Source organism: Winogradskyella damuponensis (assembly GCF_039538385.1).
GTDB lineage: Bacteria > Bacteroidota > Bacteroidia > Flavobacteriales > Flavobacteriaceae > Winogradskyella > Winogradskyella damuponensis.
In genome coordinates, this window is record NZ_BAABCB010000018.1 from 88663 (window position 1) to 111850 (window position 23188).

The 23188-nt window shown below is 34.3% G+C and carries 21 protein-coding genes; 11 read left to right on the plus strand and 10 right to left on the minus strand.

Features of this window, described 5'->3' with window-relative positions:
- Positions 1 to 16 precede the first annotated feature (16 nt).
- Positions 17 to 1516, plus strand: coding sequence for a mannitol dehydrogenase family protein (locus ABD730_RS09025; protein ID WP_344714059.1), 1500 nt, complete (start codon positions 17 to 19; stop codon positions 1514 to 1516).
- Positions 1517 to 2401 carry a carbohydrate kinase family protein gene (locus tag ABD730_RS09030; RefSeq protein ID WP_344714061.1) on the plus strand — a complete coding sequence of 295 codons (885 nt, stop codon included), beginning with the start codon at positions 1517 to 1519 and terminating at the stop codon, positions 2399 to 2401.
- A gap of 200 nt (positions 2402 to 2601) precedes the next feature.
- On the opposite strand, the gene ABD730_RS09035 is transcribed toward ABD730_RS09030, so the two are convergent.
- The 9 genes from ABD730_RS09035 to ABD730_RS09075 form a co-directional block, all read right to left on the minus strand.
- Positions 2602 to 3285 carry a type 1 glutamine amidotransferase domain-containing protein gene (locus ABD730_RS09035; protein ID WP_334469043.1) on the minus strand — a complete coding sequence of 228 codons (684 nt, stop codon included), beginning with the start codon at positions 3283 to 3285 and terminating at the stop codon, positions 2602 to 2604.
- A 103-nt stretch (positions 3286 to 3388) separates the two neighbouring features.
- The gene (locus ABD730_RS09040) at positions 3389 to 4549 is read right to left on the minus strand and encodes an iron-containing alcohol dehydrogenase (RefSeq protein WP_344714063.1); all 1161 of its coding nucleotides are present in this window, start codon (positions 4547 to 4549) and stop codon (positions 3389 to 3391) included.
- Positions 4550 to 4650: 101 nt separating this feature from the next.
- Positions 4651 to 5649, minus strand: a complete 999-nt coding sequence (locus ABD730_RS09045) for an NADP-dependent oxidoreductase (protein WP_344714065.1) — start codon at positions 5647 to 5649, stop codon at positions 4651 to 4653.
- 13 nt (positions 5650 to 5662) lie between these two features.
- Positions 5663 to 6295 carry an NAD(P)H-dependent oxidoreductase gene (locus tag ABD730_RS09050; RefSeq protein WP_215925612.1) on the minus strand — a complete coding sequence of 211 codons (633 nt, stop codon included), beginning with the start codon at positions 6293 to 6295 and terminating at the stop codon, positions 5663 to 5665.
- A 15-nt stretch (positions 6296 to 6310) separates the two neighbouring features.
- Entirely contained in the window at positions 6311 to 6973 is a 663-nt protein-coding gene (locus tag ABD730_RS09055; protein WP_344714067.1) for a Rossmann-fold NAD(P)-binding domain-containing protein, read from the minus strand.
- A gap of 1 nt (position 6974) precedes the next feature.
- Positions 6975 to 7559 carry a TetR/AcrR family transcriptional regulator gene (locus tag ABD730_RS09060; RefSeq protein ID WP_334469053.1) on the minus strand — a complete coding sequence of 195 codons (585 nt, stop codon included), beginning with the start codon at positions 7557 to 7559 and terminating at the stop codon, positions 6975 to 6977.
- Between the two features lie 247 nt (positions 7560 to 7806).
- Positions 7807 to 8436 carry a Pycsar system effector family protein gene (locus tag ABD730_RS09065; protein WP_334469055.1) on the minus strand — a complete coding sequence of 210 codons (630 nt, stop codon included), beginning with the start codon at positions 8434 to 8436 and terminating at the stop codon, positions 7807 to 7809.
- A gap of 111 nt (positions 8437 to 8547) precedes the next feature.
- The gene (locus ABD730_RS09070) at positions 8548 to 9291 is read right to left on the minus strand and encodes a hypothetical protein (protein ID WP_344714070.1); all 744 of its coding nucleotides are present in this window, start codon (positions 9289 to 9291) and stop codon (positions 8548 to 8550) included.
- A 6-nt stretch (positions 9292 to 9297) separates the two neighbouring features.
- On the minus strand, positions 9298 to 10908 hold the full coding sequence (locus ABD730_RS09075) for a glutamate synthase-related protein (protein ID WP_344714072.1): 1611 nt from the start codon (positions 10906 to 10908) through the stop codon (positions 9298 to 9300).
- A gap of 485 nt (positions 10909 to 11393) precedes the next feature.
- On the opposite strand from ABD730_RS09075, the gene ABD730_RS09080 reads away from it, so the two are divergent.
- From ABD730_RS09080 to ABD730_RS09115, 8 genes are all read left to right on the plus strand, one after another.
- Positions 11394 to 12722, plus strand: a complete 1329-nt coding sequence (locus ABD730_RS09080; protein ID WP_344714074.1) for a TolC family protein — start codon at positions 11394 to 11396, stop codon at positions 12720 to 12722.
- Positions 12723 to 12733: 11 nt separating this feature from the next.
- Positions 12734 to 13939: an efflux RND transporter periplasmic adaptor subunit gene (locus ABD730_RS09085; protein ID WP_344714076.1), complete on the plus strand. Its 1206-nt coding sequence runs from the start codon at positions 12734 to 12736 to the stop codon at positions 13937 to 13939.
- Between the two features lie 6 nt (positions 13940 to 13945).
- Complete coding sequence (locus tag ABD730_RS09090; protein WP_334469066.1) at positions 13946 to 14689, plus strand: ABC transporter ATP-binding protein; 744 nt, start codon at positions 13946 to 13948, stop codon at positions 14687 to 14689.
- Between the two features lie 89 nt (positions 14690 to 14778).
- A complete protein-coding gene (locus tag ABD730_RS09095; RefSeq protein ID WP_334469068.1) occupies positions 14779 to 15999 on the plus strand; it encodes an ABC transporter permease in 1221 nt (406 codons plus the stop codon).
- A 6-nt stretch (positions 16000 to 16005) separates the two neighbouring features.
- A complete protein-coding gene (locus ABD730_RS09100; protein ID WP_334469071.1) occupies positions 16006 to 17043 on the plus strand; it encodes a sensor histidine kinase in 1038 nt (345 codons plus the stop codon).
- 2 nt (positions 17044 to 17045) lie between these two features.
- On the plus strand, positions 17046 to 17774 hold the full coding sequence (locus ABD730_RS09105) for a LytR/AlgR family response regulator transcription factor (protein WP_344714079.1): 729 nt from the start codon (positions 17046 to 17048) through the stop codon (positions 17772 to 17774).
- Positions 17775 to 18035: 261 nt separating this feature from the next.
- Positions 18036 to 18644, plus strand: coding sequence for a DUF6515 family protein (locus ABD730_RS09110; protein WP_344714081.1), 609 nt, complete (start codon positions 18036 to 18038; stop codon positions 18642 to 18644).
- Positions 18645 to 18880: 236 nt separating this feature from the next.
- The gene (locus tag ABD730_RS09115) at positions 18881 to 19885 is read left to right on the plus strand and encodes an LLM class flavin-dependent oxidoreductase (RefSeq protein ID WP_334469078.1); all 1005 of its coding nucleotides are present in this window, start codon (positions 18881 to 18883) and stop codon (positions 19883 to 19885) included.
- Positions 19886 to 19913: 28 nt separating this feature from the next.
- Here ABD730_RS09115 and ABD730_RS09120 read toward each other — a convergent pair whose 3' ends face one another.
- Complete coding sequence (locus ABD730_RS09120; protein ID WP_334469080.1) at positions 19914 to 20780, minus strand: outer membrane beta-barrel protein; 867 nt, start codon at positions 20778 to 20780, stop codon at positions 19914 to 19916.
- A gap of 458 nt (positions 20781 to 21238) precedes the next feature.
- Between ABD730_RS09120 and ABD730_RS09125 the strand changes: the two genes are divergently transcribed.
- The gene (locus tag ABD730_RS09125; RefSeq protein WP_344714084.1) at positions 21239 to 22984 is read left to right on the plus strand and encodes a tetratricopeptide repeat protein; all 1746 of its coding nucleotides are present in this window, start codon (positions 21239 to 21241) and stop codon (positions 22982 to 22984) included.
- The last annotated feature ends 204 nt before the right edge of the window (positions 22985 to 23188 follow it).

Below are 23188 nucleotides of genomic sequence, written 5' to 3' on the forward strand. Positions count from 1 at the left end.
TAAAGCATAAAAAATCATGACAACATATACACTGAATCAAGAAAATTTAAATGCTATTTCAGAACGTGTTTCTACACCTAAATACAATAGAACGCAATTAACAACAGGTATTGTACATATTGGTATTGGTGGGTTTCATCGCGCTCATGAGGCATTTTATACGGATCAATTATTACACGACACATCCATAACTAATTGGGCTATTTGTGGAGTGGCTTTATTACCGCACGACACCAAAATATACCAAACTCTTAAAGCTCAAGATGGCTTGTACACCCTTATGGTTAAGGAATTTGACGGTTCTTTAAGTAAGCGTGTTATAGGCGCAATTACAGAATTACTTTTTGCTCCAGAAGATCCTTCCAAAGTGATAGAAAAGATAGCGAGTCCAGAAGTTAAAATCGTTACTTTAACTATCACTGAAGGCGGATATAACTACAATGAAGCTACAGGTGCTTTTGATGATAAAAATCCATCTATTTTATATGATATCGCACATCCAACACAACCTAAAACGGTGTTTGGGTATTTAACTCAAGCTTTAAAGCTAAGACAGCAAAAAGGTTTAAAAGGCATCACAATTCAATCTTGTGATAATATTCAAGGTAATGGTGATATGACTAAGCAAATGTTATTAAGCTACGTAAAACTAGCAGATCCAGCATTAATCCCATGGATAGAACAGCGTGTTGCATTTCCAAATAGCATGGTAGATCGTATAACACCAGCAACAACAGCTGCAGATATAGAACAACTAAAAACAGAAGAAGGTATTGTAGATGCTTGGCCTGTTGTATGCGAACCTTTTAAGCAATGGGTTATAGAAGACCAATTTAGTAATGGAAGACCTCTTTGGGAAGTTGTAGGCGCACAATTTGTAAAAGATGTCGAACCTTATGAAAAAATGAAGTTAAGCCTTTTAAATGCAGGGCATTCGGTTTTAGGGATTTTAGGAGCTTTAGTTGGATATACTACTATTGACGAAGCCGTAAATGATAAGAATATCCACGCGTTTTTAGAACATTATTTAAAACAAGAGGTCGTTCCAACGCTTAGTGATTTAGAAAATGTTGACTTAGAAGCCTATATAGCATCATTATTACAGCGTTTTGGAAATGTTAGTATTAAAGACCAAATAGATCGTATTTGTTCAGAAAGTTCGGCTAAGTTTCCAATATTTATTTTGCCTACCGTTAAAGCTAATTTAAAGTTATCTAGACAAACTGAATTAGCTGCTTTTGTTGTAGCTGCTTGGGCTATTTATAGCTTAGGCACTAATGAAAAAGATGAACATTTAAATATTAAAGATGCTCTAAAAGATACCTTACATAAACAGGCGGAGTTGGCATCCCAAAATCATCCTGAATATTTTCTAGAAATTGAATCTGTTTTTGGAAACTTAAAAACGTCTAAACCTTTTGTAGATGCTTATGTTAAAGCGTATAAAACAATAACAAAAGAAGGTGTAATTATAGCTGTTCAAAACATTAACCTTAGCCAAATTAATTCTATATAAATGAAAAATATTGTTTGTTTTGGAGAAGTGTTATGGGATGTGTTTCCTAACCACAAAACCATTGGAGGTGCTCCATTAAATGTGGCATTGCGGCTACAGTCTTTTGGGCATAAAGTGGCTATGATAACCAAAATTGGAAAAGATGCATTGGGGGAAACCATTTTTGAATACATTAAAACAAATGGAGTTGAAGTCGATTATATTCAAAAAGACGACCATTTAAAGACTGGTGAAGTTGAAGTCTCATTAAATGAAGAAGGTTCTGCAACCTATGTTATACATGCACCGAGAGCTTGGGATGCTATTGAACTAACTGAAGCGGCAAAACAAATAACTGCGACGTCAGATGCCTTTATTTTTGGAAGCTTGGTGGCAAGAACAGCAGTTTCTAAAGCAACGTTATATCGTCTTATTGATTGTGCTCCATATAAAATATTTGATGTTAATCTTAGAGCCCCTTATTACAGCTTAGAAGAATTGAATTATTTGATGAATGCTGCTGATTTTATAAAATTTAATGACGATGAAATCTTTGAAATTTGTAACAGCTTATATGGAAAAAGCATTGCTTTAGAAGAATGTATTCGACTCATATCAAAACAAACCTCAACGGCATCAATCTGCGTGACCTTGGGTGCTAAAGGAGCTGTGTTATTTGTGGATAATGAGTTCTATTATAATGCTGGTTATACCGTAAACGTCATAGATACTGTTGGAGCAGGAGATGCCTTTCTCGCTACACTAACACATAAATTATTAATAGGAAGTACACCACAGAATGCCATAAATTATGCTTGTGCAGTAGGAGCTTATGTCGCAAGCCAAGCAGGTGCAAACCCTAAATTTGAAAAAGAAGATATTGAAAAATTAATGCTTAGCATTTAAACGGAAACGCTAAGTTTACTTGGTTGTTTAATAGCACTTAAGAGCTTCACAAAAATTGTGAGGCTTTTTTGTAGTATAAGGTCTGTGTAGAGGCTTAAAAGTAATCAATATCCTCATTGTTTTAAGCAATAAAAAAGCCTGCATACATTATGTTATACAGGCTCTCTCGCTATCAATCAAATCAAAATCAAATCATTATACTACGCCTTTTTAAGCGCTTCTATTAATTTCTCTGCAACCAAAGTTGAAGATGCAGGGTTTTGCCCTGTAATAAGGTTGCCGTCTTGCACAGCATAAGCTGCCCATTTATCAGCATTAGAATAATGTGCTCCATTTTCAATAAGCATATCTTCTAATAGTAATGGTACAACTTCAGTTAAGCCCACAGCTGCTTCTTCTAAATTTGAAAAACCAGTTACTTTCTTACCTTTTACCAATGCTGTTCCGTCTTCATTTTTTACATCTTTTAATACAGCTGGTGCATGACATACAAAAGCAATTGGTTTTTCTTGACGATCAAACTTTTCAATCAATGCCACTGAATTAGCATCATTGGTTAAATCCCATAAAGGACCATGACCACCTGGATAAAATACAGCATCAAAATCATCTGGATTCATATCTGCTAATACTTTAGTGTTTGCAATTTTATCTTTGGCTTGGGCATCTTTGTTAAAGCGCTCAGTAGCCTCGGTTGCTGCATCTGGCGAATCGCTACTTGGATCTATTGGTGCAGCACCACCTTTTGGTGTCGCAATAGTAATAGTTGCTCCTTTATCTAATAAGGTGTAATATGGACTTGCGAATTCTTCAACCCAAAATCCTGTTTTCTTTCCTGTATCTCCTAATTTATCGTGAGATGTTAATACGAATAATACGTTCATTTCTTTTCTTTTTTAATTTTTTTGTACTTCTGAAACGGTTTCAGAAGGTATGCTTGCTTTAAAATCTGGTCTCAAAATCAATTGAACAGACCTTCAGTTTAAATTAATATGCCATTTTTACAATTTTCTCTACCTTATCTGGAGATAAAGTCTGGTGCTCGCCTAATGTTTTCCAACCACGATCGGTAAAACGTTTTGCTATTTCTTCAGCTGTACCTTCGTAATCGTCTGTATAATCTGATAATTTGGTGTCGATACCTAATTCATGGAAAAAAGCTGTTGTTCTTTCAATGGCTGCATAGGCTTTATCGTCGGTACTACCTTCCGTAATATTCCAAACGCGCTCTGCGTATTGTGCTAATTTTTCTTTCTTTGCTTCAAAATTAAACTTGTAATGGCTTGGTGCGATTATGGCTAAAGTACGCGCATGATCAATACCAAATAACGCTGTTAACTCGTGTCCCATCGCATGAACAGCCCAATCATTTGGTACACCTTTTTGAATTAATCCGTTTAAGGCCATAGTACAACTCCACATAAAGTTAGAGGCTGCTTTATAATCTGTTGGATCTTTCAATACTTTCGGTGCCACCTCAATGATGGTTTGTAAAATGCTTTCAGCGAAACGATCTTGTAGCAACGCACCAATAGGATACGTCATGTATTGTTCTAAAACATGGGTAAATGAATCCATTAATCCATTAGCTAATTGACGCTCTGGAATCGATGCTATCACTTGAGGATCTAATATGGAGAACTCAGGAAATAAACCAGGTCCTCCCATGGTACGTTTCTCTTTTGTTTCTGCTCTTGTGATTACAGCACCAGAATTCATTTCAGACCCTGTAGCAGGAAGCGTTAAAACGGTTCCGAAAGGCATTCCTTTTTCAGTTCTGATATTTTGGGTTAAAATATCCCAAGGTGTATCACCTTCATACAAAGCTGCAGCTGATAAAAACTTTGTTCCATCAATTACAGATCCACCACCAACGGCTAATAAGTACGTAATGTTTTCGTCTTTAATAACTTTTAAAGCCTCCATTAATTTAGCGTATTCTGGATTTGCAGGAATGCCTCCAAACTCAATAACCTCTACTTTAGCTAAAGCCGTTTTTACTTGGTCGTAAATACCATTTTTTTTAATGCTTCCACCACCATAAAGCATTAGTACTTTGGCGTCTTTAGGGATTTCGTTTTCTAGTTTTTCTATAGTGTCTTTACCAAATATGATTTTGGTAGGATTTTTAAATTCAAAATTATTCATCTTCTTTTCTTTTTAATTATTAATTCTTGTTATACAACCACGCTCAATATTCCTTTAGATAGTATACACTCTAAATAGGACGATTAGAGAGCAGTATTGTCTTAAATTTTAACAACCATTTTTCCTTTATTCTTACCTTCAAATAAGTCAATAAAAGCTTGAGGTATATTATCAAAACCTTCAACTATGGTTTCAGAATAGGTGAGTTTACCTTCTGCTAACCAAGACGTTAATTGTGTCATTGCTTCCGGAAATTTCTCAGCATAATTAGAAACAATAAACCCTTGCATTAAGGCACTGTTTTTTACTAAGAACGGTTGTACGCTTAAACTTTTTGGTGCTTCTGTATTATTATAAACCGAAATAGCACCACAAACTATAATTCTGGCCAATCGGTTAATATTAACTAATACAGCATCTGAAATAGGGCCACCTACATTATCAAAATAGATATCCACTCCGTTAGGAGCCGCTTCAGCGATAGCCGCTGTCATATCTTTAGTAGTGTTGTAATTAATACCAGCATCGAAACCAAATTTCGATTTTAAGAGCTCAATTTTTTCATCTGAACCTGCAATTCCAATAACTCTTAGGCCTAATATTTTACCTATTTGTCCTACAACAGATCCTACAGCACCAGCAGCACCAGAAACCACTAAAGTTTCGCCTTTTTTTGGTTGTCCTATTTCTGTTAATCCGCAATAAGCTGTTAAGCCTGTCATACCTAGAATTCCTAAATAAGCACTTAATGGAGCTTTAGAAGGATCTACTTTATTTAAGCCTTCACCATTAGATACTTGTAGTGTTTTCCAACTAAGCATACCAGAAACATAATCTCCTTCTTTAAAATTATCGTTTTTAGATGAGCTAACTTTAGCAATAACTCCGGATTGTACAGGTTGGTTTAATTCAAAAGGTGGTACGTATGATTTAGCATTACTCATACGTCCTCTTAAATACGGGTCAACCGATACATATTCTGTCTCTAAGAGCAGTTCTCCCTCTTTAATTGTTAGTTCTATATCTTCAGTTTTAAATTCAAAATTAGATACAGAGGGTTTCCCTTCAGGTCTACTATTTAATAAAATGGTCTTAATCATAATGTTTTGTTTTTTACTTCATTACAGTTACTAAATCTTCCATAGGTTTTCTTACCTTAACTAGATTTACTAACCAATCTTCATTTTCTTTTCTATAACCAATAGGCATTAAAACAGCACTGCGTAATCCTTTTTCGCGTAATCCAAGAATTTTATCTACAGCATCTGGATCAAAACCTTCAATAGGAGTGGCGTCTACACCTTCAAAAGCCGCTGCTGCTAAAGCTTGTGAGAATGCAATATAAGCCTGTTTTGCAGCGTGGTTAAAGTTCTCTTCAGCATCTTTCTGTGGATAAGAGCTCAATAACATTTGTCTATAATTTTCCCAACCTTCATTTTTAAAACCACGAATATCATTGGTTAAATCGAACATGTAATTTATACGTTCCTCGGTATAAGTATCCCAAGCCGCAAAGACGAGTAGGTGAGAGCAGTCTGTAATTACCGATTGATTCCAAGCGACTGGTTTAATCTGTTCTTTTAATTCCTTGTTTTCAATAACAATAATTTCAAAAGGTTGTAAACCACTTGATGTAGGAGCCAAACGTGCTGCTTCTAAAATATTTTGAAGTTTTTCATCAGGAACAGTGTCACCATTCATTGCTTTTGCAGCGTATCTCCAATTTAATTTATCTAATAATTCCATAATTCTATTTTCTTTTTAAGCGTTGTTTCCTAATTTGTTTATGTGTTCTGAAGTGATAATCACTTCTGAATATTTAGTATTAGCTAAGCCTATCATAGCTTGCGCTATGGTCTCTGCATTCACTATTTTATACTTTTTTAGTTTACCGATAAATAAGGGCTGAATGACTTTGAAGATCACCAATCCTATTTTTTCTAATAATCGAGTTTCTTGTCTATCACCACCAATTAAAGATGGTCTTAAAACATATGTATTTTTAATCTGCTGCTTTAAGACGCTGTTTTCCATTTCGCCTTTGGTCTTGTTGTAAAACACCGTGCTATTTTTATTCGCTCCCATTGCTGAAATGACTAAAAATGTAGAGATGTTATTTTCTTTTGAAAGCTTTGCAGCCGCAACCGGAATTCCGAAATCTATTTTTTTATAAAGCGTTTTGTCTGGTGTCTTTTTCGCTGTGGTACCAATACAGCAATACACTTCGTCTGCTGTAAAATCAGTTTTAAATTGGTTGAGCTCTAAAAGATCACTAATAAACTGTTGGACTTTATCAGGTAGACCTTCAATTTTAGAGCGTGAAAACAATTTTATAGTGTCGTAACGCTCGTCTTCAATTAATTTTTGAAGTACAAAACCACCCGTTAAACCAGATGCACCTAATATGATTGCTGTCTTTTTCATCTTATTGACACATTTTTATACTGCTCCAAGCAGATTGATAAGCTTCTTCTAAATGTGTTTTATCTAATGTAAATGCGCCTCGTTTTTGAGTCATCATTAAAAACGATAAAGGGTTGATAGCATAAGCATACAATAAATAATCTGAAAGCGGTTTTATAACCCCTTCTTTTTTACCACGTTCCCATAGATCGAGTAGAGGCTGTAAGTGCTTAATACCTTCTTGTCTACTTTCCTCGTCAATCATTGGAGTATTATCACACTGTGCTAAAAACATGGCATGTTCACTTTCGTTCAGTTTAAAATCTGCAATACGTTTCCAAATCATTTTAAATCCTTCTTCAATAGGCATAGTGGGATCATAATTAGCAAATGCATACTTGGTGTATTCTGCCTTCACATCTATGTATGTTTGATTCACTAAATCTTGTTTGTTTTCAAAATATAAATAAATAGTTGCTGGTGATACATTTGCCATTTTAGCAATTTTGCTCATAGGCGTTGCATGAAACCCATTATTGTTAACCAACTCTATAGTTGCTTTAACAAGTGCATTACGTTTATCTATACTTTTTTGAAGTTTTGCCATCGTGTTTTAATTCTGATACAAATATACATTAAAAATGAACGTTCATTCTTTTTTTAACAAAGGTTTAAACATTGAGATAAAAAATGTATTGATAATAAGAAAAAATGTATTGATAATAGGGTCTATTTTATGTACGAAAGTTCAATAAACCAACTAAATAATAAGGAGTTATAGTCTTTAAAAATAGCTTAAAAAGAGCATAAGGCGGAAGTGTATAACAGGTTTTTTTATGCAAGTAAAGTAGCTCTTATGACATTAGTGAGCTAAATAAGGTATGACAAGCTATAAATGCAATTACAGATAAAATAATGCCTATTAAAAAGATATTAAACGATTTACGAAGCAACTTAAACTTACGGTCTATCGTTTTTCCTAAATGGTAAGTATCTTTTGCAATAGTTCTATATAATTCGTCTCCTTCATTCATTAGATTTGTTATACTGTTTACATATTCATCCTCTTCCATATCTTGAAAGTTGCCATAAAACATTAAGTTGTTTGTTTCTGCTTTTCCATGTACTAATTCTGGTCGTGTTGCAAAAATGGCAAATGTGATAGAGGCGAGGTTTGTAATCAAAATCATGACTACAGGATAAATGAGATGAGGATCGGTATCTAACTGACTCATAACAGTACCTAATATTAATGAAAGAATTAAGGCATTTATAGAGATTAAAATATTGGATTTGGTGTCTATCATTGTATTTAAGGTGTACTGGTTTCTAGACAATAACCGAAACAAGGTTTCAACACCTCTTTCTGAGCGTGGTGAAATTTTTGACAGTTTCTTTTTCAATTTTTTTAAGGCTTCTTTGTCAATATGTAACTCTTCCATTAAATATTGATCTTCTGCTTTCTCTTTTGATTTAGCACTCATAACTAGATACCTTATAATTTAAACCTATTTATAAATATAGCTATTACTCTTACCAAAAGTAATAGCTTATGATACTATTTTTATATTCCAAAACCTATTTACAGTATGGCTTTAGCTATTTTTTAGTTGAGTAATAGCTGCTTCAAAAAAGGCAACACCTTCAGATTCTACAATAGTATCTGCCTTAAGAATTGCGCCAATAAAGTCACCAGATTTCCATTCTCCAAATTCTAATTTTGGTAATTGAGACGTCTCTATTTTACCACCATTTTTATATCCAGAGATATATAAATAATGCTTATTACTAATTGTGTCAGGAATAGCTAAACCTAATCCAATAGTGATATCAGAATTAGGTAGTGCACTATAAATTCCGGTATCAAAATGATGTGGCCACACTCTTATAGAAGCATCAAGACCATAAATCCTGTCAATCTTTTCAAGGGCTAATTGTGCTAAAACACGTAGGTTTTTGAGTGCGTCTAATTGGTCGGAATCTAATAATTCAAACGTAAAAGAATGGTTTATTGCATAAGGTAAATCGTAGTGAAACTCATAATTATAAGTTTTATTTAAATGGGCTTTAGACGTGTCTTCTAGCCAATTTAAAACTTCGGCATGCATAGCTCCATCTAACTCAAACGTTGTGGTTCCTTTATTAGATTTCCATTCTAAGGAAAAGGTCTCATAATTCAAACATAATTGATCTCCTTTGTCTGAAAGTGTATGCGTACAAAGACATCCATTTTCAATGTTAAAACCTAAGTTTGTATGACTGTCGTCTGATTCCTTTTCTAGAAAACTAATTCCAGCCGCAGCTAAGTATTGTGCTGCTAAATGCATTTGTTTTTCCATAGTATATTATTTTATTCCTGCGTAATTAATTCCTGTAAGTTGATGTATATCGTTATCGTAAGTTGAAAGGTCTTCTTGATTAAATTTAGAGATATCATTATAACCACAAGCGCGTGCCACAACTTTTATTAAATCGTTACTTGCTTCAAAGTAATTTTGTAATTGCTTTGCTGAAGCATCAATAAGCAATCTGCTACGTAAAGATTCTTTTTGAGTAGCAATACCAACAGGACAGTTATTACTTCCACAAGCACGCATCCCTAAACAACCAATAGCTTGTAAGGCCGAGTTAGATACTGCAATAGCATCTGCACCAAGCATCATCGCTTTTGCAAAATCTTCGGCTACTCGTAAACCTCCTGTAATGATTAAAGTAACATCTGTTGCTCCAACTTTATCCATATAAGCTCGCGCTCTAGCTAAGGCAGGAATAGTTGGCACATTAATATGATCTCTTAAAATAGTAGGTGCAGAGCCTGTTCCGCCACCACGACCATCCAAAATAATATAATCCACACCAACGTCGAGTGCAAACTGGATATCTTTTTCAATATGACTTGCAGCCAGTTTAAATCCAATAGGAATCCCGCCTGTATGTGTTCTTACTTTTTCGGCAAATACTCTAAAGTCTTCAACAGTATGAAAGTTTGGGTTTGCAGCTGGTGAAATGGCTGTTTCGCCTTCTTTTAAGCCTCTAACTTCAGCAATTTCTTTACTAACTTTAGTACCTGGTAAATGACCACCTGTTCCTGTTTTTGCACCTTGACCTGCTTTAAAGTGAAAAGCTTGTACATGGTCTAATTTGTCCCAAGAAAAACCAAATTGTGCCGAAGCTAATTCGTAAAAATACTTGGAGTTACTCGCTTGCTCTTCTGGTAACATACCTCCTTCACCAGAGCAAATGCCTGTTCCTGCCAATTCAGCTCCTTTAGATAGTGCAATTTTAGCTTCACGAGATAAAGCACCAAAACTCATATCACTTACAAAAAGTGGTATATCTAATTCTAAGGGCTTTTTTGCTTTAGGGCCAATTACCACTTTAGTCGCAACAGCTTCATGATCTAATAAAGGTCTCGAAGCTAATTGCGCTGGTAGAAACTGAATATCGTTCCATTGAGGAAGCGTGGTTCTATCCACTCCCATAGAGGCAGAAAATCCATGATGTCCTATGTTTTTTAAACCATTTTGAGCCAATTCTTTTATATAGCCCGTGTAAGGCTCTGTCTCTTCTGGATGTGTGTCTGCGTATGCTCCTAAATACGTATCACGATTAAAAGGTTGGGGATTACTTACTAAAAAGGCATCAATCTCAAAGGCGTCTACAAGTAAATCATCTCCTTCAACTTTAGTTGAAAACTTATGAAGCACCTCTTTATTATTATACTCTGAAACTCCTGAATCTACACGATAATCCCATCCGTGAACTCCACAAATTAGATTATCTCCATCTACATAACCATCAGACATTAGCGCTCCTCTGTGTAAACATCTGCCGTAGAGTACAGAAATAGCTTCATCAAATTTTACAATGACTAAATCTAATCCGTTAACTAGAGCGTGTTCTGGTTGCTTATTTTCTAAGCTGCTTACTTGAGCAATGACTATGGGTTGTTTCATGTGAGTATCGTTATGTTATTAATTTATTTAAAAGGCAAAAGACTAATACAAAGTCTTATTTTATCAATATTCAGTATAAAGAGGCTCTAAGCTTACACTTTAAAAAGCTCATAATTCTCAGAATATTTTAAAATTGAATTTAAATAGCCTTGGAAATATTCGTCCAACCTGACGATATTAAAAGCGAAAACACCAAGATAGCCTAAAAAAAAATGGTGAACTGCATATTGTTGTTAATCAGTTGGTTTTGCGTTTGTCGAGAGATGTTAAAATTCCTTTCAAAAAAAGTAGTGTCAGTTAATGGTTTCGTTGCTGTGCGTTTTAAACAGTTAACAGAACCGCTATTCACGATGTCTTAATATGGCCAAAAATCTCATCGATACAATCCTACAATTCGTATAGTGAATCAGTGCAAACGTCTATCGCTTTATATTAGGATAGGATATCGTTTCATATTTGTAGTGTAAAATTAAATACACCTAAAAATGAAACAGTTTTTTATCATCATAATGCTATTAGTAACTCAAGTTACCTTATCGCAAGACAGCAATTCTGAACCATCAAAACTATGGACATTAGAAGAATGTCTTCAGTATGCTTTAGAAAACAACATCACTATTAAAGATGCGGCTTTAAATTACGAACAAGCAGCTGTAAATTTTAGCAAGGCAAAATCATCTAGACTACCCAACCTATATGGTTCTGCATCCGAAACATTTTCAAACGGAAATTCTATTGATCCAATTACTAGTGATTTTGTTTCTGAGCAAATTTACAGTACTAACGTTAGCCTTAATAGCTCTGTAACCTTGTTCCAAGGCAATCAGATTAATAATCAAATTGCGCAAAATGCATTATTAGTGAATCAAAGTGTGTTTCTAAAAGAAGAAACCAAAAACAACATCATCTTAAGCGTCTTAGAAAATTATTTACAAATTCTATATGCTAAAGAAGGTATTACAATAGCAGAAAATAACGTATTAGCTTCAGAAAAAGAACTAGAACGTGCCAAAGCAAGATTAGATGCTGGTACTATTGCTTTAAGTGATTACACTGAAGCACAGAGCCAAGCCGCAACGAATAAATACGCTGTTATTACGGCTAAAAACACTTATCAGCAATATATTATCGCCTTAAAACAATTATTAGAGTTAGACCCAACACAAGATATAGAAATTGAAACCTTAGGTGACAATGATAACTATATAGCCTTAGAGCTCGATAAACTGGCAATTTACAATAAAGCACTTGGTATTTTACCAGAAATTAATGCTAGTAAAATAGGAATACAGCTTAGTGAAAAAGAGTTAGACATTGCCAAAGGAGCGTATTTACCAACCTTATCGCTGGTGAGCAGTTTAGGTTCTGGATATACCAGCATAAATGATAATAACTTCTCAGATCAGTTTAATGTCAATTTTAATCAGCGTATCGGACTGTCTTTAAACATTCCCATCTTTAATAGAAATCAGACTAAAGCAGCAGTACAATCGGCACAGATTAATATAGAGAAAGCACAGATTAATCAACAACAAACCGAAAAAGAAGTGTATAAAAAAGTGGAGACGGCTTACCAAAACGCCGTATCTGCACAAGAGCAACTTATAGCAGCCGAAGCCTCTAAAGCAGCGGCAGAACAATCTTATAATCTAGCGCAGAAGAAATACGAATTAGGTGGCTTAAGTACTACCGATTTAGTGATTAGTCAAAACACATATACCAATGCGCAGCAAAACTATTTACAAGCGAAATACTTAAGCATTTTATACCATCAATTATTACAATTTTATCAAGGAAACACTATCAAACTTTAAATATAACCATCATGAAAAAAAATAAAAAAACCATAATCATAACCAGCATAGTTGTTATAGTAATAGCCTTTGCAAGCTACGCTTTTCTAAAGGGAGACGATGCTATGATTATTGAAGCGAAAACAATAGTAGCAAAAAAAGCAGACGTCACCACAATGGTGACTGCAACAGGAACTATAGAGCCTATTACACAGGTCGAAGTAGGGACACAAGTATCTGGTGTTGTAGAAAAAATATATGTAGACTATAACAGTGTGGTAACGGAAGGTCAATTGATTGCCGAATTGGATAAAACCAATCTCAATGCAGCTAAAACTCAAGCACAAGCAGCTTATGACAATGCTGTAAGCCAAAGAAACTACACGAAGACAATTTACGACAGACAGAAAACCTTATACGATAATCAAGTCATAAGCAAATCCGATTTTGATGATGCCGAATACAATTATCAAACAGCAAAAGGAACAGTAACACAACGTTATTCTGATTTACAACAGGCAAGAACCAATTTAGAATACGCCAATATTTATTCTCCTATAGACGGAGTCGTATTATCGAGAGCGATTGACGAAGGGCAGACCGTAGCGGCAAGTTTAAGCACCCCAACCTTATTCACCATTGCACAAGACCTAAAAGAAATGCAAGTGGAAGCCGATGTTGATGAAGCAGATATAGGGCAAGTTAAAGAAGGTCAACGTGTAGAATTTACTGTAGATGCTTACATAGGTGAGACCTTTGAAGGTGAAGTTACTCAAGTACGATTAGACCCAACTGTTACTTCAAATGTTGTAACTTATACTGTTGTTATTAAAGCACATAACCCAGAACTAAAACTAAAACCAGGATTAACAGCAACCATCTCAATTTACACTTTAGAATTAAGTGATGTATTAACGGCAGAAGCTAAAGCCGTCAACTTTGATCCTGAAAGAGAAGTTCTAAATACCTATAATCTACAACATCAATTAGAGGGGAATACAGCAGAATACCCTAGAGATGAAACTACGCTTTGGGTATTAGAAGGCAACGGAGCTATAACTCCTAAACCAGTAATTCTTGGTGTCAGTGATGGTGTTAATGTTCAAATTTTAAGCGGAATTTCAGAAGGTGAAAAACTAGTGTATAGCTTAAAAGGTGTGTCAAAATCTGAAGCTAGTACAACTAAAAAAAGTACAAGTCCTTTTATACCACAACGTCCAGGAGGCAAGAAAAAATAAAGAATCATGAGTAAAGCAATCATAAAAATTGAAGATTTAAAACGAGAATTTACCATGGGAACCGAAACGGTTCATGCCTTAAAAGGTATTTCGTTTGATATCAAAGAAGGGGAATTTGTAACCATCATGGGATCGAGTGGTTCTGGTAAAAGTACCATGCTTAACATCTTAGGTTGTTTAGATCAACCCACCTCTGGAACTTATGAAATTGATGGGGTCCGTGTAAAAGATCTCAGCAGAAATGAATTAGCAACCATTAGAAACGAAAAGATTGGATTCATTTTTCAATCTTATAATTTATTAGCTAGAACATCGGCTATTGAAAATGTTGAATTACCCTTATTATACAATAGTAAAGTAACTTCTGAAGAGCGAAGGGAACGAGCAATCAAAGCCTTGGAGATGGTTGGTTTGGGTGAACGATTGCACCATACACCTTCGCAGCTTTCAGGAGGACAACAACAGCGTGTGGCCATTGCCAGATCGTTGGTTAACAATCCCGTAATGATATTAGCCGATGAGGCTACAGGAAACTTAGATACACGAACTTCGTACGAGATCATGTCTTTATTTCAAGAATTAAACAAACAAGGTATTACCATCACATTCGTAACGCACGAACCTGATATCGCCACGTTTAGTAGCAGAACTATTGTATTAAAAGACGGAGACATTATGCAAGATTATAACAATGATAATATACAATCTGCAGCAAATGAATTGGCTAAACTACCCAAACAAGACCATTAATTAGGAAATGCCATATCAAAATTCCAATATAAACTTATATGTAATTGTGGTATTCCATTTGACCTTTAAAAAATAATAAATCTAAACAGATGAGACTATTAAATCTATTTAAAATCGCTACAAAAGCTATTGTTCTTAATAAAACAAGAACCTTGCTAACCATGTTAGGCATCATCATTGGTGTAGCCTCTGTAATTGCCATGTTAGCCATAGGTGAAGGCTCTAAAGAAAGTATCCGTACTACTATTTCCGCTATGGGTTCTAATATGATTACCATCAAAGCAGGAGCAGATACGCGAGGTGGAGTAAGACAAGAAGCAAGTGTTATGGAATCACTCACATTAAGTGATTATCAAGCGATAAAAAAACAGGCTTCACTGTTGAGCTACAGTACACCTGTAGTAGAAGGTAAAGGTCAAGTTATTAACGGCTCTAACAACTGGCCTTCTTCTATTTATGGAGTAAATCCGGAGTATTTAAAAATTAAAGTTGTCGACTTACAAAGCGGAAGTATGTTTACAGATGCTGAAGTACAAACGGCTGCTAAAGTGGCTTTAATTGGCCAGACCGTCGTTGATAATGTGTTTACAGACGGTCAAGATCCTATTGGGCAAATGATTCGTTTTAATAATATTCCATTTAAAGTGATTGGTGTGTTAGAAGAAAAAGGGGAGAACACCTTTGGACAAGATCAGGATGATGTGGTTATTGCACCATACACCACAGTACAAAAGCGTATTTTGGCTATCACGCATTTAAATCAAATTATGGCATCTGCGGTAAGCGAAGAAGAAGCGCCAAATGCGGTGATAGAAGTCTCTCAAATTTTACGCGAACAACACAGACTAATGGATACTGAAGAGGATGATTTTCATGTACGTTCTATGGAAGAATTAATTTCTACCTTTAGTTCTACCAGCGAAATGTTAACCATTCTCCTCGTGGCAGTCGCTAGCATCTCACTATTAATTGGCGGAATTGGCATCATGAACATTATGTATGTTTCTGTAAAAGAACGTACTAAAGAGATTGGATTACGTATGGCAGTAGGAGGCAAGGGCTCCGACATTTTAATGCAGTTTTTAATCGAAGCCATTTTAATTAGCATCACAGGTGGTGTTTTAGGAGTATTATTAGGACTTGGAGCAACTGTGTTCATAGAAAAATTCTTAAATTGGCCTACAAGCGTGGCACTGTATTCCATTGTGATTTCGTTTGCCGTTTGTGCGGTAACTGGTATCTTTTTTGGATGGTATCCTGCACGAAAAGCATCAGCTTTAGATCCAATAACAGCTTTACGTTACGAATAATAAATCATGTACAAGAATAAAACAATTACAATCCTTACACATCTACTAGTTTGGTTAACACTATTTAGTTTACCTTACTTGTTGTCGTATGGCCAAGAACAAGAGTTAGATAGAGTAAAAGCACATTTTTGGATTCCCTTGTTCTTTTCTACCATAATCTTCTACTTCAATTACTTTGTCTTAGTAGATCGCTTTTTGTTTCCTAAAAAAATGCTGCAGTTTATACTTATAAACGCAGCATTAATTGCCTTCTTCTTGTTTTTAAAAGAATATATTGAAGATAACTTCTTTCAACAAATCATAAAAAAACGACTTGAAAACAAGAACAGAGTTGCACCACCATTTAAAATGGCCATCTATATACAAATCTTGTCTTATATGGCGCCACTGTTGTTTTCAATTGCTTTAAAAACAACAAAACGTTGGAGTAAAACAGAAGCAGAACGCAAAGAGGCAACCAATATAAAATTAAAGTCAGAATTACAGCATTTACACTACCAATTGCAACCGCATTTCTTCTTTAACTCTTTAAATAATATTTATTCATTAGTCGATATTTCCCCAGACCAAGCCAAATCGTCTATACATAGTTTAAGCAAATTGATGCGCTATATGCTGTATGAAACCAATGTAGAGTCCATTCCGCTTACTAAAGAAATTGATTTTCTTAAAAAGTATATCGATCTAATGAAGTTAAGGGTGTCAGACAAAACAACTGTGAGTTATAGTTTTCCTATCAAAGAAACAGGCATTCAAATAGCGCCGTTATTATTTATTTCACTAATCGAAAATGCATTTAAACATGGTGTTTCTGCATCTCAAACTAGTAGTATTGATATTAACATGACTTGTGATGATAATACGGTTTTATTTTCTATAGAAAACGATAATTTTCCAAAGAAGACAGATGATAAAAGTGGGTCTGGAATTGGACTTCAAAACTTAGAAAAACGATTAGAATTATTGTACCCAGATAAGTTCAGCTTTAAAACCATCTTAAAAAACAATCGCTTTATAGTCACTTTAGAAATTCAAACCAACTAAACATGAGTAACTTTAAAATCACCTGTAGTATTGTAGACGATGAGCCAATGGCACTCAATTTAGTAGAAAGTTACGTAGAGAAAACGCCGTTCCTAGATCTAAAGCATAAGTTTAGTAGTGCTATTGAAGCCATGGAAGTTCTTAAAAACAATCCGGTGGACTTACTTTTTCTAGATATACAAATGCCAGATCTTACCGGTATTGAGTTTTCCAAAATGCTTCCAAAAGACACTCGTGTTATTTTTACCACAGCCTTCGATCATTATGCCTTAGAAGGTTTTAAGGTAGAAGCTATAGATTATTTATTAAAGCCGTTTGATTATGCTGAATTTTTAGCCGCGGCCAACAAAGCCAATACCTGGTTTGAGCTAGTAAAAGGGAAACGAGAAAGTATCCTTTCTAAAGAAAAAGAATTCCTCTTTGTAAAATCAGAATACAAACAACTACGCGTTAAATTAGCAGACGTCTTATATTTTGAAGGCTTAAAAGATTACATCAAAATATGGTTAAAAGACAACCCAAAGCCTATTTTAACCCTCATGAGCTTAAAATCTCTAGAAGAAGAACTACCCGAAACACAATTCATGCGTGTACACCGTTCGTTTATTGTATCCTTACATAATATAGATGTCATTGAACGCAGTCAAATTATTATCAACCAACAACGAATTACAGTATCTGAACAATACAAATCTAAATTCTTGGAGTTTATCAATAACAACTCCTTATAAAAACAGCCATATATAAATGTCTATACAGATATAAAAAGACCTATTTAAAACGATAGGTCTTTTTTTATGGTGCTACCACAAAGCCGCTATTAGCCATTATTCACAAATCTAATCTATATAATTATTGCATTGGTAGACACAATCTCTGCATACGTCTATTGGCTTTTTTTAACATGAATATTACAAATACCTTTAAACCATCAAACAGAAATAAAGTCTTAGGTACAGATTGAAAACGTTGAATTATTAAATATTAAGATTATGAAAACACTTATAAAAACAATCGTATTACCAGCACTGGTATTAATAGGGACAGCAACACAGGTTTCAGCACAAACAAAGCGTAGTAATGCAAAACAAAAAACGGTAGTTACTACAACAAAAAGAACGACCACAGTCGTTAATAAGGCTAATAACAGAAGAGTCTCAAGTACTAAGGTTATATACAAAAAACCAACACGTAAAGTCGTTTCTGTAAGATCTATACCAAACAAAACCATTGTAAAACATAAGGGGCAAAATTACTATTATGCAAATAATAAGTTTTATACCCAATCTAGAGGACGTTACATTGTTATTGCTCCAAAAGTAGGATTTAGAATAAAGACTTTACCAGCAAACCACAAACGCGTACGTTTTAACACACATAATTATTACATCTCACAAGGCATCTTTTATATTCAAATTAATAATGCGTATGAAGTCGTAGATCCAGAAATAGGAACTGTTGTTTACGAGCTTCCAGAAGATTATGAAAAAGTAACCATAGACGGACAAACCTATTACGAATACGCTAATGTATTATATGAAAAAGTACAAGTAGATGGTACTAGAGCTTATGAAGTCGTTGGTATTATAGATATGGAATAACAAGAGTTAGATTGATTGGTTGATGAGTAGAAAAGGAGAGTTGTTTTTAAAAACGACGCTCCTTTTTGAATTTTATAAATAGCACTCAAAAAAAACAGCTTATATAATCATAAAATAAAGACATAAAAAACAATAGAAATGGAAATGTATTTACCTTTGTAACTCGTAAGTAAAAAAAGCGACTAAAGCAGTCTTAACACACTTACTTAGACCCCAATTATACAATTGATAACGTTATGAGCACTAAACATACATCATATTCTATATTAGATCTGGCTTTAGTATCAGAAGACCATACATTACAAGACACCTATACTAACGTATTAAAACTAGCGCAACATGCAGAGACTTATGGTTATTCACGCTATTGGTTGGCAGAACACCATAACGCAGCTAATATTGCGAGTAGTGCAACTTCTATATTAATTGGTTATGTAGCGCAAGGCACTAAAACCTTAAGAGTAGGTTCTGGCGGTATTATGTTACCTAATCATTCACCTTTAATTATTGCCGAGCAGTTCGGGACTTTAGGAACCATCTATCCCAATAGAATAGATTTAGGATTAGGCAGAGCTCCTGGCACAGACAGAGAAACGGCTGAAGCTATTCGTACCGATTTTATGCAAGCCGCACACTCATTTCCAACTGAAGTAGACAAAATACAAACCTATTTTTCATCCGAAAATGACGAATCTCAAGTAAGAGCTACTGTTGCCGAAGGCGTCAACGTACCATTGTATATCTTGGGATCTAGCACAGATAGTGCGCATTTAGCAGCTAAAAAAGGACTGCCTTATGCCTTTGCGAGTCATTTTGCAACCACACATCTATGGGATGCTATAGCTATATATCGTAAAGAATTTAAACCGTCTGAAGCCTTACAAGAACCATATTTTATGGCAGGCGTTAACATCATTATTGCTGATACAGACGAAGAAGCAGAACGCTTAGCGACCTCATTAATCCGAATGATTGTAGGCATATTTACAGGAAGACGGGCTAACGTGCAGCCACCAACAGAAATGACCGAAGATTTAAAGGATATCATGCGTAACCCGCAAGTCCATCAAATGCTGAAGTACAGTTTTATTGGTAGCAAAGCCACAGTTAAAGCACAGGTTAAAGAATTTTTAGCTCAATCAAACGCAGACGAACTCATTGCAGTAACGCATTTGTATGATATCAATGCCAGAATTCGATCTTACGAATTATTCGCAGAAATTATGAATGAGTTAAACTAAAAGCAAAGCATAATGCCTGCCTAAATATCTATTTAGATTCTGAATTCGATCGCTTAAACTTATAAATTATACCAAAGTTAACACCAAAGGAAGAATACGGTACTTTTACGGCTAATTTCTTTGACGAATCGGTATTTCCACTAGGTAACTCATCTACATAAGTTGTGGTTTTATTTATACCTGCAGGTAAATTATCTAAAGAATAAAGCCCCTTTACAGCAACCGTTCCGTCAGGTAAAACAACATTGGTATTAAACTCCGTGATTTCAGAATCTTTTCGTTTTAAACTGATACCGTAATACTCAGCTTCTACAAAAACACTAAACGATGTGCTTAAGTCATGTCTATAACCTATAGCAGCAACAAAGCCTAAAGGAAACTGACCGTGAAAGTCTTCTACATAATTGGTTTCAGAATACGATCCTAATGGGACGCCAAAAGCATCTGCTTCTGCTTGCGAAAAATTAACTTTCTGATGTACAACAGCTTCAGTTTTACCTCCTAATTTAACAAGCGCACCAATACGACCATATACATTATCGTTAAACCTATAAACTAATGAAGCAGAAGCACCATAAGCACGAGCTCTTGCAATAGCATCTACGTCATAACCTGGCAAACGAACCTCAGAGACCGTTTGATCAGAACCATGTAAATACCCTAAACTCAAATCTGCACCAAAGCGCTCATTAAAAAAATATGTACCACGTAATTGTGTGTTAAATCCTTCCCCATAACTACCATAGGTATTTTCGGTACCACCAGTCGTTTGTTTTTCTCCTATTTTCATTCCAGCGCTTCCAATGGCGTAACCACCACTAACCGAAATTTCAAATTGTGCATAAGATGTTGTGCTTAATAATAAGGCTGTAAATACGATAAGTATCTGTTTCATAATTGAAGATTTTATAAAAATAAATTGAAGATTTGGACTTCAAATGACAATGGTTACAAAGGTACTTGTTTTTAAGTTTTATTCTGTTAACCTTAACATAATTTAAGAACCATATTATCCCTCAAATACAAGTGAACACAACCAAAATTATATAGTATATTTAAAGCAGTTATAATTCTTACTCATCTATTAAAAACGTCTTCCATCAAAGACCTCAGTATAAGTGAGATTATTCAAATTCTTGAAGATTCAGCATATTTCACAAAATAGATTTAAGCAAATCTCTAATTATGATTTTACATATTTAATAAACCATTAAATATAGAGAGAAATGATTGTTTAAATCACTGACTCTAAAAAAATGCTGAGATAATCTTCATTAACTTTTTATACATTTGCGCATGTAAACCAATACTTTGATTAACCAAAAATCTATAGCTGTATTACCCTTTGTCAATATGAGTAATAATATTGACAACGATTATTTCTGTGATGGAATTACAGAAGAAATCATTAATGCACTAACTAAAGTTAAGGGGCTTAAAGTTATAGCAAGAACCTCTTCATTTTCGTTTAAGAATAACAATGTCGATGTGCGCCATATAGGCAATCAATTAGGTGTGGCTACAATTTTAGAAGGGAGTATTAGAATATTTAAGGATAGGATCCGTATTAATATTCAATTAATAAGAACAAATGATGGCTTTCAGGTATGGTCTCAAAATTTTAATCGCAAATTAGACGATATTTTTGAACTTCAAGATGAAATAAGTTTAATAATCGCAGAACAGATAAGAGAAAATTTTGGTCACTTTGATATTTCTAATAACATTTCTATCATTGGAACCAAAAACATTAATGCCTACAAGCTCTATTTAAAGGGTAGGGCATATCAACTTAATTGGGCTTTAGAAGATTACATTGAAGCCATTAATTACTACAAACAAAGTATCGCCATAGATAAAGATTTTTATGATGCCTATTTTGCCTTATCTAGGTCTTACAGTATTTTATCGAGTTGGGGATGTATTGAAAGAAAGACCGGAGAGTATCATACGAGACAGTTTTTAAATCAAGGTTTAAAGATTAACTCTAAATCTTATTTGAGTTATTTTTCTCAATCATCACTAAGTTTTTGGCTGAATTGGAATTATACAAAAGGGATAGAGTTTTTAAAAAAAACACTTTTAATAAATCCAAGTTACGCTATTGCTTATGAAGGAATAGCAGAAGTTTACATGGCTACAAATCAATTAGACAAAGCATTGCTAAATATTAATAAAGCCATAGAAATAAGCCCTTTATCACCTAATCATCTTTTTACCAAAGGCAATATTTACTTTTTAGATAAGGAGTATAATAAAGCCATAGTGTATTTAGAGGAATGTTTAAGAATTGATCCTAATTTTACCTTAGCAATCGAGACAAAGTTAGCTTGTTATATGCTTCTAAATGACGCTTATAATTTTAGAGATTACATTGCCAAAATGCCGCAACTTATTGCCCCTGAGGTGTGTGAAATACTATTCTGTCTCATTAATAAAAAACCATTATCTACTCCGATTGAATCCATCACGATTAATATTGAAGAAAGTTTTAAAAGTATTTATCCTTGGCATTTCTATTTCCTTATACATACTGGAAAAACAGAACAGGCCTTACAACTATTTGAAGACAAAATGAATTTAAAAATAGGACAATTAGTTAATTTCCAATTAGATCCTTTTTTAAATCCATTACGTGAGTATAAACGTTTTCAGCTAATTGAACAACAAGTTTTGTCGTCTGGCTTGGTAGCTGTAAACAAAGACACTGCTTATAATATACCCAAGGAAAATTCCAAACCTTTAAATACAGCCGAAATAGCTAAATACAAGTTAATTTTAGAAAATTTTATAAAAAACAGTGAACCTTATTTAAATCCAAACCTTTCCTTAAAAGAACTCGCTAAAAATATAGCTTTGCATCCTAATAAATTGTCTTGGTTATTAAATGCCGAATTCAATAAGAACTTCAACGATTATATAAATCAATTTAGGTTAAGTCATTTTAAAACAGTGGCTTTAAATCCAAAATTTAAGCATATCACTATTTTAGGATTAGCCTATGATAGTGGTTTTAATTCTAAAAGTGTATTTAATACTTTCTTCAAAAAAATAGAAGGTATAACACCTAGCCAATGGGTAAAACAAAACAGCAACTAACTGTTTTATAGCTCATTTTTCTTCTACAATAAATACAGCTTATAGACTACTGTTCTTACTTAGTAGAACATAGCGCATCTTAAATTCAGCGGAAAGTATCAGTCAATAAGAACTTTATTAAAAAACTTCAAACCATAATTCCGAACGTTCTAAATTATAATTTCGAACGATTAGAGGCAACTTATGCGGCAACTTTGCACTTTC

Excerpts from the sequence above, each read along its gene's own strand:
- ABD730_RS09035 (WP_334469043.1), bottom strand. The coding sequence starts at position 3,285 with ATGAACGTATTATTCGTATTAACATCTCACGATAAATTAGGAGATACA.
- ABD730_RS09095 (WP_334469068.1), top strand. The coding sequence starts at position 14,779 with ATGAGACTATTAAATCTATTTAAAATCGCTACAAAAGCTATTGTTCTT.
- ABD730_RS09085 (WP_344714076.1), top strand. The coding sequence starts at position 12,734 with ATGAAAAAAAATAAAAAAACCATAATCATAACCAGCATAGTTGTTATA.
- ABD730_RS09110 (WP_344714081.1), top strand. The coding sequence starts at position 18,036 with ATGAAAACACTTATAAAAACAATCGTATTACCAGCACTGGTATTAATA.
- ABD730_RS09055 (WP_344714067.1), bottom strand. The coding sequence starts at position 6,973 with ATGAAAAAGACAGCAATCATATTAGGTGCATCTGGTTTAACGGGTGGT.
- ABD730_RS09030 (WP_344714061.1), top strand. The coding sequence starts at position 1,517 with ATGAAAAATATTGTTTGTTTTGGAGAAGTGTTATGGGATGTGTTTCCT.
- ABD730_RS09075 (WP_344714072.1), bottom strand. The coding sequence starts at position 10,908 with ATGAAACAACCCATAGTCATTGCTCAAGTAAGCAGCTTAGAAAATAAG.
- ABD730_RS09100 (WP_334469071.1), top strand. The coding sequence starts at position 16,006 with ATGTACAAGAATAAAACAATTACAATCCTTACACATCTACTAGTTTGG.
- ABD730_RS09060 (WP_334469053.1), bottom strand. The coding sequence starts at position 7,559 with ATGGCAAAACTTCAAAAAAGTATAGATAAACGTAATGCACTTGTTAAA.
- ABD730_RS09080 (WP_344714074.1), top strand. The coding sequence starts at position 11,394 with ATGAAACAGTTTTTTATCATCATAATGCTATTAGTAACTCAAGTTACC.
- ABD730_RS09070 (WP_344714070.1), bottom strand. The coding sequence starts at position 9,291 with ATGGAAAAACAAATGCATTTAGCAGCACAATACTTAGCTGCGGCTGGA.
- ABD730_RS09125 (WP_344714084.1), top strand. The coding sequence starts at position 21,239 with ATGAGTAATAATATTGACAACGATTATTTCTGTGATGGAATTACAGAA.
- ABD730_RS09040 (WP_344714063.1), bottom strand. The coding sequence starts at position 4,549 with ATGAATAATTTTGAATTTAAAAATCCTACCAAAATCATATTTGGTAAA.
- ABD730_RS09105 (WP_344714079.1), top strand. The coding sequence starts at position 17,046 with ATGAGTAACTTTAAAATCACCTGTAGTATTGTAGACGATGAGCCAATG.
- ABD730_RS09065 (WP_334469055.1), bottom strand. The coding sequence starts at position 8,436 with ATGAGTGCTAAATCAAAAGAGAAAGCAGAAGATCAATATTTAATGGAA.
- ABD730_RS09090 (WP_334469066.1), top strand. The coding sequence starts at position 13,946 with ATGAGTAAAGCAATCATAAAAATTGAAGATTTAAAACGAGAATTTACC.
- ABD730_RS09050 (WP_215925612.1), bottom strand. The coding sequence starts at position 6,295 with ATGGAATTATTAGATAAATTAAATTGGAGATACGCTGCAAAAGCAATG.
- ABD730_RS09120 (WP_334469080.1), bottom strand. The coding sequence starts at position 20,780 with ATGAAACAGATACTTATCGTATTTACAGCCTTATTATTAAGCACAACA.
- ABD730_RS09045 (WP_344714065.1), bottom strand. The coding sequence starts at position 5,649 with ATGATTAAGACCATTTTATTAAATAGTAGACCTGAAGGGAAACCCTCT.
- ABD730_RS09115 (WP_334469078.1), top strand. The coding sequence starts at position 18,881 with ATGAGCACTAAACATACATCATATTCTATATTAGATCTGGCTTTAGTA.
- ABD730_RS09025 (WP_344714059.1), top strand. The coding sequence starts at position 17 with ATGACAACATATACACTGAATCAAGAAAATTTAAATGCTATTTCAGAA.